The 15,274-nt window shown below is 31.7% G+C and carries 18 protein-coding genes and 1 tRNA gene; 14 read left to right on the top strand and 5 right to left on the bottom strand.

The genetic code is table 11. The annotated features are described in order from the left end of the window. Window positions 1–126: 126 nt before the first annotated feature. Window positions 127–1,542 carry a hypothetical protein gene (locus N5D90_RS11300; protein ID WP_280062502.1) on the top strand — a complete coding sequence of 472 codons (1,416 nt, stop codon included), beginning with the start codon at window positions 127–129 and terminating at the stop codon, window positions 1,540–1,542. Between the two features lie 9 nt (window positions 1,543–1,551). Next, on the top strand, window positions 1,552–2,064 hold the full coding sequence (locus tag N5D90_RS11295) for a hypothetical protein (RefSeq protein WP_260392415.1): 513 nt from the start codon (window positions 1,552–1,554) through the stop codon (window positions 2,062–2,064). A gap of 48 nt (window positions 2,065–2,112) precedes the next feature. Here N5D90_RS11295 and N5D90_RS11290 read toward each other — a convergent pair. Beyond that, window positions 2,113–2,197: transfer RNA gene (locus N5D90_RS11290), tRNA-Ser, on the bottom strand. A gap of 177 nt (window positions 2,198–2,374) precedes the next feature. On the opposite strand from N5D90_RS11290, the gene N5D90_RS11285 reads away from it, so the two are divergent. From N5D90_RS11285 to N5D90_RS11270, 4 genes are all read left to right on the top strand, one after another. Beyond that, on the top strand, window positions 2,375–2,797 hold the full coding sequence (locus N5D90_RS11285) for a GNAT family N-acetyltransferase (RefSeq protein WP_114999301.1): 423 nt from the start codon (window positions 2,375–2,377) through the stop codon (window positions 2,795–2,797). 41 nt (window positions 2,798–2,838) lie between these two features. Further along, window positions 2,839–4,008, top strand: coding sequence for an MFS transporter (locus tag N5D90_RS11280; protein ID WP_280062501.1), 1,170 nt, complete (start codon window positions 2,839–2,841; stop codon window positions 4,006–4,008). Window positions 4,009–4,078: 70 nt separating this feature from the next. Further along, window positions 4,079–5,815 (top strand): TrkH family potassium uptake protein, encoded by a 1,737-nt coding sequence (locus tag N5D90_RS11275; protein WP_185096034.1) that lies wholly within the window; start codon window positions 4,079–4,081, stop codon window positions 5,813–5,815. A 9-nt stretch (window positions 5,816–5,824) separates the two neighbouring features. Next, the gene (locus N5D90_RS11270) at window positions 5,825–6,520 is read left to right on the top strand and encodes a TrkA family potassium uptake protein (RefSeq protein WP_038334000.1); all 696 of its coding nucleotides are present in this window, start codon (window positions 5,825–5,827) and stop codon (window positions 6,518–6,520) included. Here the strand turns inward: N5D90_RS11270 and N5D90_RS11265 are convergent. Then, the gene (locus tag N5D90_RS11265) at window positions 6,507–6,887 is read right to left on the bottom strand and encodes a hypothetical protein (RefSeq protein ID WP_114999305.1); all 381 of its coding nucleotides are present in this window, start codon (window positions 6,885–6,887) and stop codon (window positions 6,507–6,509) included. The genes N5D90_RS11270 and N5D90_RS11265 overlap by 14 nt on opposite strands. Before the next feature lie 253 nt (window positions 6,888–7,140). On the opposite strand from N5D90_RS11265, the gene N5D90_RS11260 reads away from it, so the two are divergent. After that, window positions 7,141–7,446, top strand: coding sequence for a hypothetical protein (locus tag N5D90_RS11260; RefSeq protein WP_114999306.1), 306 nt, complete (start codon window positions 7,141–7,143; stop codon window positions 7,444–7,446). A 38-nt stretch (window positions 7,447–7,484) separates the two neighbouring features. On the opposite strand, the gene lysA is transcribed toward N5D90_RS11260, so the two are convergent. Together lysA and N5D90_RS11250 are read right to left on the bottom strand one after the other, a co-directional pair. Next, on the bottom strand, window positions 7,485–8,696 hold the full coding sequence (lysA, locus tag N5D90_RS11255; protein WP_125350173.1) for a diaminopimelate decarboxylase: 1,212 nt from the start codon (window positions 8,694–8,696) through the stop codon (window positions 7,485–7,487). A gap of 162 nt (window positions 8,697–8,858) precedes the next feature. After that, window positions 8,859–9,992, bottom strand: a complete 1,134-nt coding sequence (locus N5D90_RS11250; RefSeq protein ID WP_280062500.1) for an MBL fold metallo-hydrolase — start codon at window positions 9,990–9,992, stop codon at window positions 8,859–8,861. Between the two features lie 128 nt (window positions 9,993–10,120). Between N5D90_RS11250 and N5D90_RS11245 the strand changes: the two genes are divergently transcribed. The 7 genes from N5D90_RS11245 (at window position 10,121) to N5D90_RS11215 (ending at window position 14,944) form a co-directional block, all read left to right on the top strand. Next, window positions 10,121–10,669: a YeeE/YedE family protein gene (locus N5D90_RS11245; protein WP_038334022.1), complete on the top strand. Its 549-nt coding sequence runs from the start codon at window positions 10,121–10,123 to the stop codon at window positions 10,667–10,669. Window positions 10,670–10,673: 4 nt separating this feature from the next. After that, window positions 10,674–11,087 (top strand): YeeE/YedE family protein, encoded by a 414-nt coding sequence (locus N5D90_RS11240; RefSeq protein WP_038334026.1) that lies wholly within the window; start codon window positions 10,674–10,676, stop codon window positions 11,085–11,087. 2 nt (window positions 11,088–11,089) lie between these two features. Beyond that, a complete protein-coding gene (locus tag N5D90_RS11235) occupies window positions 11,090–11,719 on the top strand; it encodes a Crp/Fnr family transcriptional regulator (RefSeq protein ID WP_038334031.1) in 630 nt (209 codons plus the stop codon). 170 nt (window positions 11,720–11,889) lie between these two features. After that, a complete protein-coding gene (locus N5D90_RS11230) occupies window positions 11,890–12,807 on the top strand; it encodes a YeiH family protein (RefSeq protein WP_280062499.1) in 918 nt (305 codons plus the stop codon). 114 nt (window positions 12,808–12,921) lie between these two features. Continuing rightward, window positions 12,922–14,316, top strand: a complete 1,395-nt coding sequence (locus N5D90_RS11225; protein ID WP_280062498.1) for a rhodanese-like domain-containing protein — start codon at window positions 12,922–12,924, stop codon at window positions 14,314–14,316. A 25-nt stretch (window positions 14,317–14,341) separates the two neighbouring features. Continuing rightward, complete coding sequence (locus N5D90_RS11220; protein WP_280062497.1) at window positions 14,342–14,611, top strand: rhodanese-like domain-containing protein; 270 nt, start codon at window positions 14,342–14,344, stop codon at window positions 14,609–14,611. A 33-nt stretch (window positions 14,612–14,644) separates the two neighbouring features. Further along, window positions 14,645–14,944: a co-chaperone YbbN gene (locus N5D90_RS11215; RefSeq protein WP_280062496.1), complete on the top strand. Its 300-nt coding sequence runs from the start codon at window positions 14,645–14,647 to the stop codon at window positions 14,942–14,944. A gap of 71 nt (window positions 14,945–15,015) precedes the next feature. Here the strand turns inward: N5D90_RS11215 and N5D90_RS11210 are convergent, their stop codons facing one another. Continuing rightward, window positions 15,016–15,243, bottom strand: a complete 228-nt coding sequence (locus tag N5D90_RS11210) for a YHS domain-containing protein (protein ID WP_038334051.1) — start codon at window positions 15,241–15,243, stop codon at window positions 15,016–15,018. Window positions 15,244–15,274: the final 31 nt, after the last annotated feature.

Below are 15,274 nucleotides of genomic sequence, written 5' to 3'. Positions count from 1 at the left end.
AGTATTTATTGAAATTATGTAAATTAATTTTCACCGGTTTAGATAAATTACAGATTATTTATTTTTTACAAACATAATTTTGTTCTCGTAAAGATAATTTTTTCTGTATAAAAATGAAGAGAGAATATGAAGAAGATATACTTCCTTTTAGGATTTGTACTGAGCGTTGGTATGCTTTACAGTCAAACTATAAATGTAATATTTAATGAAGATTTTGGAAAATCTACTACAAGAATTGGTTCGCAATATGTACCACAATCTGGAAACGATAATAATTTAGAGAAATTTGATAGTCACGGATCTAGTTTTTATCATTTGGCAGATCAATATTTTCAAGTAGCGCCCAATCCAAGTAAAACAAGTCGAGCTACATCAAACCAAGATATTTGGAATATTGATAACGGATATTACGCTGTAATTGCGCCAAAAAATATTTACGATTTTACAACTAATGCTCCTGATGGAAATAATTTCTGGAAAGGTAGTTGGTGGCAGAAAATTCAAAATCATACCGACTCTTCTGATGATGGCGCAGTCTTAGTCGTAAATGGAGGTAAAGTTTTGAATCAATATTATAGACGTGTTGTGGTTTTAGAACCAGGAAAAACGTATAAAATTTCAGCTTGGTTTTATGGTTCTGGAAGAAATAATGTTGGTGTAAATTTTGAAGCGCAGAATATTACAACAGAAGAAATTTTAGGATCTTCAAACAAAGATTTAGGCATAACTAATTTCTATGATGATTCTAATAATGTGATGAGATTAACAAACGCAAATAAATGGGAACAAAAATCTTGGAGTTTTAAAGTACCTGATAGTAAAACCTGTTCTACGATTGCAATTGCGTTGCGTAATAATGTAATAGCAGATGGAGGAAACGATTTTTACGTAGATGATATTGTACTTGAAGAAACAACTGATGAGGCAAATGTAATTGATTGTTCGGATAGCCCAGAAATCGATGCTGTTATAAAAGCGAATGACGATTCTTTTATTGTAACTTCTACAAATCGTACGTTTAATATTATTTCTAATGACACTTATAATGAAGAATTAGACAAAATAATATTATCTGGAACTAATAAAAACACAACAATTGCAACAATTGATAACTGGCCTGAAGGAATTACGTTAAATCCAGAAACTGGAGAAATTACAGTAGCAGAAGGAGCAACTATTCCCACAGAACCTTTGCGTTATCAAGTATGTAATACTTTAGGTGTGTGTTCGACAGCGCTTATAACGTTGAAATTCTCTTTTGATACGACAACATGTACTCAAAATCCTATAATTGGAACTCCAAAAGGATATACAAATGTTGGAATTTCTTCTTATAGTCAAAATGATAATTTTCCTTCTAATATTGCAAATGGATTTCTTGCTTTGCAATCGAGTAACAAAGGATTGGTGATAAGTCGTACAACTTCTTCTCAGATTTTAAAACCTCTTGAAGGAATGATTATTTACGATACTACAGATAAATGTGTCAAACTTTATAATGGCTCTGCTTGGAGCTGCATCAAAAAATCTTGTAATAATTAAACAATAAACATGAAATTTTTAATATATCTATCTTTATTTGTTGCACTTGCAATGAATGAAGCGAAAGCTCAGTTAATTATAGCAACGGATGAAAAAAGTGTAAACACTACAGAATCAACACTTTTACAATTCGAAGACAATAATTCTAAAGGAATAATTTTACCTGCAAACACAACAACACCTACCGAAGTTACAAATGGTACTTTTATGTTTGATCAAACAGATGCTAAAGTAAAAATGTACGAAAACAATAGTTGGATTGATTTATCAGATACCGGAGATAAATCTTCAATCATTACGAATTCATCTGCTGATAATGGCGAGGGTGTAATAGTTGGTTCTGAAAAAACTGATGCAAAAGGAATTTTAGTTTTAGAATCAACGGATAAAGCAATGGTTTTACCTCGTGTAAACGACGTTGTCAATGATATTATTTCTCCTTATCCAGGACTAATGTGTTACGATATCACATCCAAAACAATTGCCTTTTTTGATGGTAAAGTTTGGAATTTTTGGAAGTAGAATTTAACTCAAACAAAAAAAAGCTTGAACAAATGTTCAAGCTTTTTGCGGAGAGTGAGGGATTCGAACCCCCGGAGGTGTGACCCTCAACAGTTTTCAAGACTGCCGCATTCGACCACTCTGCCAACTCTCCAATAACGCAGTTTATTGCGGTATTGCGAGTGCAAATATAGAACGCTTTTTCGTTTTTCCAAACTCTGAAAACAATTATTTTTAAAATAATTTTTAACAAAATGATTCTCAATAGAATATTTTTTATTATTTTTTTTTAAAAGAGTCATTTATATCTTTGTCTAAATTAATTATAGTCATGATTAGAAGAATTGAAGAAGTTGATTTTCCGAGATTGAGAGAGATTTGGGAAAGTGCAGTACTAAACACACACGATTTTTTAGCAAAAGAAGATTTCGAATATTATAAAGAAAATTTACCAAATTATTTTCCGCATGTAACTTTGTTTGGTTACGAGATAGAAAATCAATTGGTAGGATTTGTCGGTGTCGCAGAACAAAATCTCGAAATGTTATTTATTCACAATGATTTTCGACGAAAAGGAGTAGGGAAGGCGTTGTTGGATTTTTCTATTCAAGAATTGCATGTAAAATCTGTCGATGTGAATGAACAAAATCAGCAAGCAATTGATTTTTATTTAAGTCAAGGTTTTAAGGTTATTTCTCGTTCTGAAAAAGATGGTGAAGGAAAAGCTTATCCTATTTTGCATTTGAGTTTATAATTTCGGGAGAGTAGCTTAACTTTGCAAATCATTTTTTAGCCATGCATTCATCAACAGAATTATCATCAACTCAAAAAAATCGCATTCGTTTAGCTGTTTCGCTTTTCTTTTTTTCGCAAGGTTTAGCCTTTTCTTCATGGGCAAGTCGTATTCCGACAATCAAATCAGATTTAGGAATTTCAGAAGGACAATTAGGAACTTTGTTGTTGATAATGCCGATTGGTCAATTGTGTACAATGGCACTTTCCGGAAAATTAGTAGCGAAATTTGGAAGCAAAAATGTCTTACGAATAGTTGTTTTAATTTATCCTTTGATCCTTTGTTGTATTGGTTTGGCTCAAAATTTTTATCAATTAGGTGCTGTCTTATTTTTCTTTGGAGTAATCGGAAACATGTGCAATATTTCGGTGAATACGCAAGGCGTTGAGGTTGAGAAAATATATGGAAAATCGATTATGTCATCTTTTCATGGAGCGTGGAGTATTGCGGGTTTTACTGGTGCTTTGATTGGATTATTGATGATGAATTTGCATGTGAATACATTTTATCATTTTGTGATTATTTATGGCCTAATCATTTTGAGTTGGTTCATTAATAAAAAATATTTAGTCGATTCTACGCCAGCTCCAGCAAAGGAAAAGAAATCTATTTTCTCTAAACCAGATACAGTTTTGGTTCAATTGGGAATTATTGGATTTTTGAGCATGGCAACAGAAGGAGCTATGTTCGATTGGAGTGGTGTTTATTTCCAAGATATTGTAAAAGCACCGCAAAATTTGGTTGTCGTTGGTTACGCATCGTTTATGGTGATGATGGCAACAGGACGTTTTGTTGGAGATTATTTTATCAGCAAATACGGAAAACAACGCATCATGCAAATTAGTGGAATTTTGATGTTTTCTGGTTTGATGCTTTCGGTATTTTTTCCTCAATTTATTGTGTGTACAATTGCATTTATGATGGTTGGATTGGGCGTTGCGTGTAATGTGCCAACGGTTTATAGTGTAGCAGGAAAAAACAAAAATGTTAACCCAGGTGTTGCATTGGCAATGGTTTCGAGTATATCTTTTTTAGGATTTTTGATGGGACCTCCATTGATCGGATATATTGCAGAAGCTTTTGATTTGAGATACTCTTATGCCTTATTTGCTTGCTTTGGATTGATTATGGTTTTTATGGTTGGCAGAATGAAAATTTTTAAAGCAGAGTAAAAAAATAATGAAAAACTTGTAAAAAGTAAACATAATTATAAATTTGTTTTTTATTAAATGAAGTAAAACTATGTTTCGATTTTTAGTCAATAACAAGTTTTTTAATGTACTACTTTCAATTTCTTACATCCTCGCAATTATTGCGTTGTTAGTGATGTTTGGATTTGGATTTCCGGTTGTTTATAAACTTTATATCAATATATTTTTTATAATACTTTTGTCAATCGGAATTCTGAGAACTATTCTCAAATATATCTACTTTAAAGAAAAAATTATTCCGCGAGTTATCATTTTTGATATTTTAAGTATTCTGTTTATTCTTTATTGTATTAAAATTCAAGTCACCGATTATAGTTGGTTTTTTGTTAGTAAATATTTGCAATTTGCGATTGTACTAAAATTAATTCGAGAAATTGCTACGCCTAATTTTACATTCAAACGATCAGTTATTACGCCGCCGCAACTATTTATTTTCAGTTTTTTCATTTTAGTTTTTGGCGGAGCGTGTTTATTGATGTTACCAAAAGCAACTTATCATCCTATTTCTTTTTTAGATGCATTGTTCACGTCTACAAGTGCCGTTTGTGTAACGGGTTTAACGTCTGTTGATACCTATGTCACGTACACGCCAGTTGGTCATTTTATTTTGATGTTACTCATTCAAGCAGGAGGTTTAGGAATTTTGACTTTTGCCGGATATATTGCTTATTTTTTCAAAGGAAACAGCTCTTATGAGAATCAAATTGCCTTGGGAAGTATTGCGAATAATGACTCTTTGAGTGAAGTTTTTTCGTTTGTAAAAAAGATTATTTATTTAACTTTTGGAATCGAATTGGTGGGTGCAGCTTTAATTTATATTTCGATTGCACCATATAATATTAGTATTGTAGACAAATTATTTTTCAGTATTTTTCATTCTGTTTCGGCTTTTTGTAACGCTGGTTTTTCGACTTTGCCCAACGGTTTGATGAACAAAGGATTTGTACATAATTATGGTTTTCAGTCAGTTCTAATCACTTTGATTTTTTTAGGAGGAATAGGTTTTCCTATTTTGATTAATATTTTGCGTTATGTGGATTATTTAATTCGAAAATTAATCTCAAAAATTATTCACAACAAGAATAATCGTAAAAATTGGGTGTTTTCGTTAAGTTCTAAAGTAAATTTAATAACTTCATTAGTCATATTAATTATTTCTACGATCATTTTATTCTTCGAAGAATATTATTTGACATTAGGTCAACATCATGGTTTTGGTAAATTTATTTCGGCTTTATTTGTTGCAATGACGCCTCGTACAGCAGGTTTTAATAATATCGATTTTTCTCATTTACAGTTCTCATCTATCCTTTTAGTTATTTTATTGATGTGGATTGGAGCTTCGCCAGCTTCGACAGGAGGAGGAATCAAAACGAGTACTTTTGCCATTGCAATTCTTAATTTTATTAATATTGCACGCGGAAAAAATAAGATTGAAATTTATAAAAGAGAATTAAACCCGATTAATGTACAGAAAGCTTTTGCAACGATGACATTATCTTTTTTAGTGATTGGAACAGGAATATTTTTGATTACTAAATTTGATAATCATTTGCATCTCATTGATGTTGCATTCGAAGCTTTTTCGGCATATTCAACAGTTGGTTTATCTTTAAATTTAACACCAACATTATCCGATCCAAGTAAAATTGTTGTCATTACAATGATGTTTATTGGTCGTGTTTCGATGATTACAATTTTGATGGCTTTTTTCAAGAAAACGGTTTCGTCAAATTATCGTTATCCATCAGATGATATTTTAATTTAAAAGAAAATTATGAAAGTAATAATTATAGGTTTAGGAAATTTTGGAGCAGCGCTTGGAAAGAAAATGGTGAAACTTGGGCACGAAATTATTGGTGTTGATAATAATATACAACGTGTTGAAGCTCTGAAAGATAAATTGTCTTATACCATTTGTTTAGATGCCACAGACGAATTGTCTATAAACAAGTTACCGCTTAATAATACCGATATCGTAATTGTGAGTATTGGCGAAAATGAAGGCGCAAATATTATGGCGACGGCTATTTTTAAAAATAAAAATGTAAAACGTTTGATTAGTCGTTCCATAAATTCGTTGCACGAAAATGTATTGCAAGCAATTGGAGTGTCAGAAATTATTCGTCCCGAAGCTGAATCTGCGGAGCGTTGGACCAAAAAACTAAATGTAAAAGGTGTTGTAGATTCTTTTGAATTGAACAAAGAATACAGTATTATAGAGGTAGTGACGCCAAATGAATTGGTTGGAAAGACGTTTGATGAAATACAATTCAAAAAGCAACATAATATTTTGGTGATGACGATTATTAAAAATAAAGAAGAAGCAAGTTTCTTGGGACAATATAAAATTGTGCCAGAAGTACAAGGTTTTCCGTCATCTAATACGGTAATTACCAAAGATGATGTGTTGGTGATTTATGGTGCAAATCAAGAGATTTATAAGTTTTTGAAGAAATTTAATATTCAATAATCTTATGCTCATTTTTTAAGAGATAAGGCTTATGGAATTTTAAATAAAAAATAATTCCGATAAAATAGCAGACAACATCCAATACATCTGCTGTGTAATTTGAAGAAAATTTTGGCATAAGATATTCTAACAAAAAACTGAGAACAAACGCCGTAATGACTAAATAACTTGTAGGGTAAATATATAATTGATTGTTGTATTTTACTTTCGAAATGATATAACTTCCCAAATGTGTCATTGCAGGAACGGCAAAAATATCTGTCAGATAATGATTGAGATACTCAATTTCTATGGAATAAATTCGTGTAAGTTTGATAAAAATCCAACTCAGAATATAGAAACTAAAATAAGTATCAAATAGTTTCATCTATTAGACTACAACAAGAATTATTAACACACAAAAAGCTCCAAGAATCATCAAAAATAGGAAGAAAGCATCGTCTATTAATTTTTGAGAGGTACTTCGTTTGTCTTTTTTTTCTTCCATATGCTAACTTTGAGGCAAAAGTATTTAATTCATTTCGAATTGCATAAGACGAATGTCATTGTAAAGTTTTTAAAATTGGATAGATTATATCTTGAAAATATTTTCATAACTTTAAAAAAGTAAATGATTGATAATGAAACCACTTTTATTCTTTATTTTTCCAATTGCTCTTTTTGCGCAAATTAAGTCAGATTCAGTAAATGCTGATGTCAAATCTTCTCTTCTAAGAAGTTATTATCAAATGAATTCTATTGTTAAAGAAGAACAAAGATTTACACAATTAGATAATGAATTTAAAAGTTTAGGAATTAAAATTCGTAATGGTCAACGCCAAGAAGATTATGGTTATAAATGGGATTTTAATAAAAGCTCCGCTTATAATGTGGTTGGATCTATTTTGAATAATATATTAAATAAAAAAGCTCTGTCCGAAGACTGAGCTTTAAAATACTATAAAAATATATAAAAATTCTGAGCTTAGAATTTTATATCCTCTGTTGTTGCTATTAAATCTTGAATTGTTTCACGACGACGAATTAAATAATCTTTATCGTCAATTAACAAAACTTCTGCAGGTTTGAAACGCGAATTGTAGTTCGAAGCCATCGAGAAACAATATGCTCCCGCATTGTGGAAACACAACACGTCTCCTTCGCTAATTTCATTTATTTTACGATTCGATCCAAACGTATCTGTTTCACAAATATATCCCACAACTGTGTAATAACGGCTACGACCTTCTGGATTCGAAATATTTTCTATTTCGTGATGAGCACTATAAAACATTGGACGAATCAAATGGTTGAAACCTGTATCAATTCCAGCAAAAACAGTAGAAGTTGTTTGTTTCACAACATTTACAGTCGCTAAGAAAGATCCTGCTTCCGAAACCATATATTTTCCTGGCTCGAACATTAATGTCAAAGGCTTTCCGTACGCTTTTTCGAACTCATTGAAACGAGCTGATAAACGCTCTCCTAAATATTCAATATCCGTTTCGTCTGCTCCTGGATAATAAGGAACTTTAAATCCTGATCCAAAATCGATGTAAGATAAATTCTTGAATTCTGCTGCAACTTCAAATAAAATTTCAGCTCCTTGCAAGAAAACATCAATATCCAAAATGTCAGAACCTGTGTGCATGTGAACACCGTCCAAATGTAAACCAGTATTTTCTACAACACGTTTGATATGAGGCAATTGGTGAATAGAAATTCCAAATTTTGAATCAATATGCCCAACCGAAATATTTGCATTTCCACCAGCCATAATATGTGGATTAATACGCACACAAACTGGATATTTAGGGAAATCTTGACCAAAAGTTTCTAAAACCGAAAGGTTATCGATGTTGATACGAACACCTAAATCAATTGCTTTTTTAATTTCTGCATACGAAACACCATTTGGCGTATAAATGATTTCTTTTGGTTTGAAACCAGCCATTAATCCCAATTCTACTTCTTGAATAGAAACCGTATCCAATCCTGAACCAAGTGATTTGAAATACTTTAAAATATTAAGATTCGTGTTCGCCTTACATGCATAATTTAACTTTAAACGTTTGACTGTAGAAAATGCATTTGTCATCTTTTCATATTGCGATCTAATTTTGTTCGCATCATACACATACAGCGGCGCACCATATTTTTGCACCAATTCCAATAGACGTTCTCTATTCAGTTCCATTTTGTTTATTTTTTTGTTTAAAGTTAAATTTCAGTTGCCAAAATTACGGAATACAAATGGTTTTCTGAAGAAAATTCAGAATAAACTTATTATAAATCAATAATTTCGAATATTATTTAAAAGTTTGAAAAATATTTCGAATATTATTCGGGAATAAATGTTTTAATCCCTCCACCATTCTTTGAAGTGAAAGACAGAATCGTTCAAATTTAGTGGTTCACCGATCATTGGTGTCAAAATATCGAGCTTATTTTGCTTACCATTCGTCATAATTTTCTCCAAAGGTTCGTCCCAAGCATGTTTTGCCAAAGCAAATTTTGCAGCATGAACAGGAATAATATGTTTTGCTTTCAAATCATTGATAATTGCAGGCAAATCTGTAGGTAAAGCGTGAATATATTTCCATGCTTCGTTGTATTGACCATTTTCGAGAATCGCAAAATCAAACGGACCATATTTTTCTCCAATTTCTTTGAAATGCGTATCATAACCGCTGTCACCACCCAAAAATATTTTTTGCGTAGGTGTTTCCAATACATAAGAAGTCCAAAGTGTAGTGTTTCGTTTAAATTTTCGACCAGAAAAATGACGAGCTGGTGTAAAAGTTATTTTTAAGTTATTTTTTAAAGCTACACTCGTGTTCCATTCTTCTTCGATTAATTGATCGGGTGAATAATTCCACTTCTCAAAATGCGCACCAACGCCAAGCGGAAGAATCACTTTATCCACTTTTGAACGTAATTCTTTCACTGTTTCATAATCCAAATGATCGTAATGATCGTGTGAAATAACCAAATAATCAATCTTTGGAAAATCTTTTGCATGATACGTATTTGCTCCTTTAAACGCTTTATTGAAAATTGGTAAAGGCGAACCGTAATCACTAAAAACAGGATCGATTAGGAAATTAACACCATCCAATTGAATATAATAAGACGAATGTCCCAACCAAATAAACACATTTTCGGTTTTGTCGATTGATTTGATATCTGTTTGAATATGAGGAATAGAATCTTTTGGATTAAGTTTTGGATTTTTCGCACCAAATAAAAACGAAATCATTTCTTTTTGCATACTATAACCTTCTGCCATAGCTGGCGTATGATGTGTATTTTGAAATTGTCCGTCTTTGTACAACTTCGATTGTTTCATTCGTTCCAATCGTTTTCCAGTTGCATCAGCACCAAAAGTATCCATTTGTAGAATAGCAAAAGTTGCAATTACAAGAATTACAATCAAGCCTAATAGGAAGTAAAGCATTCGTTTAAAAATTTTTCGTTTATTGATTTTTTTCATTGATGGTCAAAATTATAAAATTATTGGATTGATTTTGAAATAATATATCTTAAGTAAACTGTAACATTTGTAACTTTCATTTTAATTTAGATTTACCAACTTTGTACACGTTTTAGAAAAAATACAAAATGGAATTTATCTTACAACCTTGGCCATGGTATATTGGCGGACCAATAATTGCGATTGTAATGCTTTTATTGATTTATTTCGGAAAAAGTTTTGGATTTTCATCAAATTTCAGAACGATTTGTTCTGCTTTGGGAGGAGGAAAATCATGTGATTTTTTCTCGTTTGATTGGAAAGCTCAAAAATGGAATTTATTATTTTTAGTTGGCGCAGTAATCGGAGGTTTTGTTTCGGTACATTTCTTATCAGATAATCAAATTCCTGAAATTTCAGATGCTACAATTGCAAAATTGAATACAATGGGATTCGAAAGTGCAGGAAAAGCCTATTCTCCAACCGAAATTTTCGAAACGATGTCTGTTAAAAATATTGCGTTATTATTTGTTGGCGGATTATTAATTGGTTTTGGAACGCGCTACGCAGGAGGTTGTACATCTGGGCATGCGATTTCGGGTTTAAGTGATTTGCAGTTACCTTCATTAATTGCTGTTATCGGCTTTTTTATCGGTGGACTTTTGATGGTTCACGTTTTGTTTCCTTTAATTTTTTAATCTCATGAGAAGTTTAGTTTATATCATATTAGGTGTTATCTTTGGTGTAACCATGTACAAGGCAGAAACAGCCTCTTGGTTTCGTATTTTCGAAATGTTCAATTTTCAATCTTTCCACATGTACGGATTTATCGGTTCGGCTTTGGTTGTTGGTTTGATTGGAATACAATGGATGAAAAAGAAAGAAGCAAAAGATATCGATGGTGAAAAAATTGTGATTCAACCCAAAACAAAATCAATTGCTCGTTATTTGATCGGAGGAATTTTCTTCGGATTAGGTTGGGCGTTGGTTGGCGCTTGTCCTGGACCAATATTTGTGCTGTTAGGCGCAGGAGTTTATCCAATTTTAATTACAATTGTAGGTGCATTAGTCGGTACATTTCTTTACGGAAAAATTAGAAACAAAATCCCACATTAAACATGATAAAAGAGAAAATAGAAGCAACTTATCCATATCAATTTGAAGACGAATTATTGAATGAAATTGATGAATTAGGATCTTTGATAGAATTTAAAGCGAATGATGTAATGATTGATTTGAACCAATTTATCAAGGGAATGCCAATTCTTTTGAGTGGTGCAATCAAGATTATGCGCGAAGATTTTGATGAAGGAGAACTATTGTTGTATTTTCTCGAAAAAGGTGATACATGTGCGATGACGATGGCGTGTTGTTTGGGTGATAAACAAAGTAAAATACGCGCTGTTGCTGAAACTGATGGAGAATTGGTGATGATTCCGATTGTAAAAATGGACGAATGGTTGGCAAAATATCCATCGTGGAGACGTTTCATTTTTGATAGTTACAATAATAGAATGGAGGAAATGTTGGTAGCAATTGACAATTTAGCTTTCAATGATATGAACGAACGTTTGAAAAAATATCTGTTGGATGTCGCAAGTATCAACAAAGGCAAAGTTGTGGTAAAAACGCATCAAGAAATCGCTTACGAGCTCAATACTTCTCGTGTTGTTATTTCTCGTTTGTTGAAAGCGTTAGAAAAAGAAGGTTTTCTTCAACTAAACCGAAACGAAATCACGATTAAGTAAGAAATTATTTAAAAAAATATATACAAAGGAAGCTCAGTTTTTGAGCTTCCTTTTTTTATTTGAAACAACTTATAGTAGAAAATTTTTCTAAAAATAATCTCATTTGTAACAAATGTTACAATCTATTTTGATACGGTCAATTACTTTTGTTTTTGTATTTCATAAAACAAATGATTGCCCGTATAGTTTATTTTGGATTGTTGCTATTTACTTTTTTTCCTTTTGTAGAGTCGTCTGTGGCGTTACTTTTAGGGATTGGTTATGGTTTAATTTTTCAGAATGAATTTGGGGAAATTTCAAAGCGATATTCAAAGAAATTATTGAATATAGCAATCATTGGTTTAGGATTAGGTTTGAATCTTCACGAGGCTATTTCGGTAAGTAAAGATGGATTTTTTCTCACTTTTATTTCTGTATTAAGTGTTTTTACATTAGGATTTGTATTCTACCGATTATTAAAAATCAACAAGAATACATCGCTGCTGATTACTTCGGGAACTGCTATTTGTGGAGGAAGTGCTATTGCTACAATTTCTTCGGTTTTACAACCAAAAGCCAATCAAATTACCATTGCCATGGCAGTTGTGTTTGTGTTGAATGCGATTGCATTAATGATTTTTCCATTTATTGGACATTATTTTAAGTTATCGCAATACCAATTTGGTTTGTGGTCTGCAATTGCAATTCACGATACAAGTTCTGTTGTCGGTGCTGCTAAACAATACGGTGAGCAAGCTTTGGAAGTTGCAACAACTGTAAAATTGAGCCGAACATTATGGATTTTTCCATTGGCTTTATTAATTGGTTATTTCAACAAAAAAGAGAACTCTTCTTACAAATTTCCTTATTTTATAATTGGTTTTATAGCAACAATGCTTATCGCTACTTATTTTCCTCAAGGCGAAAAAGTTTATCATATTTTACAAGGAATTTCGAAACAATTAATGATTGTTGCTTTATTTATGATTGGCTCGTTGATTAACTTACAATCCATCAAACAAGCAGGTTTTAAAACCTTATCATACGGAATTTTACTTTGGATTTTTATCTCCATTTTATCTTTGGTTTTGGTTTTAAATTATTTTTAAAATCTTTATTCTCTCTATTTTAAGTCTGTAACATTGGTTACTGTCGATTGTTTTTTAGCAACTTAACTTTGCTTAACAAATTAGAAAAAGGTTAAACCATAAAAATATTATCATATGTTTTTTCAACACATTTTTGAAAAGTCATTGGCACATTCAAGTTACCTTGTAGGTTGTCAAGCAAAAGGAGAAGCAATTGTAATCGATCCAAAAAGAGATATTGATACATACTTAAAAATAGCAGAAGAAAATAAGCTGAAAATTACGCATATTGCCGAAACACATATTCATGCTGATTATCTTTCTGGTAGCCAAGAGTTGGCTTATGTAACAGGAGCGAAGATGTATTTGTCTGATGAAGGCGGAGAGGATTGGCAATACGATTTTGAACATGTCGGATTAAAAAATGGCGATAAAATAGAAGTTGGAAATCTAATTTTTGAGGTGATGCATACTCCAGGTCACACGCCAGAAAGTATTAGTTTTTTGTTGACAGATACGCCTGCGACGAAAGAACCAGTTATGATTTTTACTGGAGATTTTGTTTTTGTAGGAGATATTGGTCGTCCAGATTTATTAGAAGAAGCAGCAGGATTAATTGGTACTAAAGAAGTAGGAGCGAAGCAGATGTTTGAATCGTTGAAAAAATTTCAAGCATTACCAGATTATTTACAAGTTTGGCCAGCACATGGAGCAGGTTCTGCTTGCGGAAAAGCTTTGGGAGCTGTAGCTAGTACAACGGTTGGTTATGAGAAAATCAGAAATTGGGCGTTGCAATTTGATTCGAATGAAAAAGGATTTGTTGATTATTTGTTGGCAGATCAACCCGAAGCGCCAGCTTATTTTGCAATGATGAAAAAGCTGAATAAAACAAAACGTCCTTTATTGATTGAAGTTCCGAAATGGGCTAAATTAACATACATCGAATTTGAAAAAGCGAAAGATTTTGGAATGAAAGTGATTGATGCGCGTATCAAAACAGATTTTTCTCAATTCCATTTACCAGGAACATTAAATATTCAAAACAATAAAACATTCAATACATGGATGGGTTGGATGGTAAATTATCAAGAGCCAATTGTATTGATTGTAGAAGAGGATGAAGTAGAAGAAATGACACGGAAATTGATGCGAATTGGTTTGGATAATGTCTATGGTTATATTACTCCAACTGATATATTGAGTAATTTTAGTTCTTTACAATCTTCTATTTTAATCGATGCAGATACAATGGAAAATTACATTGGAAATGATGAGGTTCAGATTTTAGATGTTAGAGGAGAAGCAGAATTTAAAGAAGGTCATATTGAAGGAGCGAAGCATATTTTTGTTGGTTATTTACCAAAAAGATACAATGAATTAGATCCAATTAAAAAAATTGCTTTGCATTGTCAAGCTGGAGATCGAGCAACGATTGCACAAAGTTTTTTGGAATCGAAAGGTTTTGAAGTTGAAAATTATAGTGGAGGAATTGCTGACTGGAAATTGAATCAAAAACCATTAGTTAAATAATATGTTTTTCAAAAGGATTTTAAAAATGTTGACATCAAATTCGAATGTAGAGAACTATCTACAAGAAGGTGCTTTATTGTTGGATGTTCGTACAAAAGCGGAGTTTTTGGCGGGACATCATGCAGGTGCGGTGAATATTCCGTTGCAAGAATTAGAAGTAAGATTAAAGGAATTACCAAGCAAAAAAATTGTAACAGTTTGTAGAAGTGGAGCTCGTAGTGCGCAAGCAGCAACAATTTTAAATAAAAATGGATTTGAAGCAATAAACGGCGGTCCTTGGCAAACAATAAAATAAGTGTAATAATATCTAAATTTTAAAATGGATTTATTGGATAAAATACAAGGAAATAATTTTTATTTGATTGATTTTTATGCAAATTGGTGTGCTCCATGTCAGTTACAACTTCAGTTTTTAGAAAATTTGAAAGAAAAATTTTCTGATAATGTAGAAATTATAAAAATAGATGTAGATAAAGAGAAAGTAAGTACTATTCAATTTGATGCAATGTATCAAGTAAATGGTGTACCAACTTTGATGCTTTTTCATCAAGGAAAGCTACTTTGGAAACATTATGGAGTAAAGTTTGAAGATGATTTACAGGAAATTGTAAAACAATTTTTGATATAAAAAAAGACAGTAGCTGCTTAATGATTCTTCTTAGAATCAAGTGCAACTACTGTCAAATTATTTTCTTATTCTTACTTTTTCTTCACGTATTTTTTTGGATTTTTCTTGAATTCAACTTTACAGCTTTTACTACAAAAACCATAAATTTTCTTTTGATAAATTGCGGTATCTGTTAAGAATTGTGCGGTATTCATTCCACAAATAGGATCTTTCTCGTTTACAACTTTTACTTTTAGTTTTTGTTGAGCAAAAATTGAAAAAGAGATGATGAAGAATGTTAATGTTAATATTTTTTTCATTGTTATTGATTTTTAGATTGAAATAAATTGT

The sequence above is a fragment of the Empedobacter sp. GD03797 genome, from assembly GCF_029842105.1.
Classification (GTDB): domain Bacteria; phylum Bacteroidota; class Bacteroidia; order Flavobacteriales; family Weeksellaceae; genus Empedobacter; species Empedobacter falsenii_C.
The sequence above is the reverse complement of the archived record's forward strand: the minus strand, read 5'-3'. Positions and strand labels throughout refer to the sequence as shown.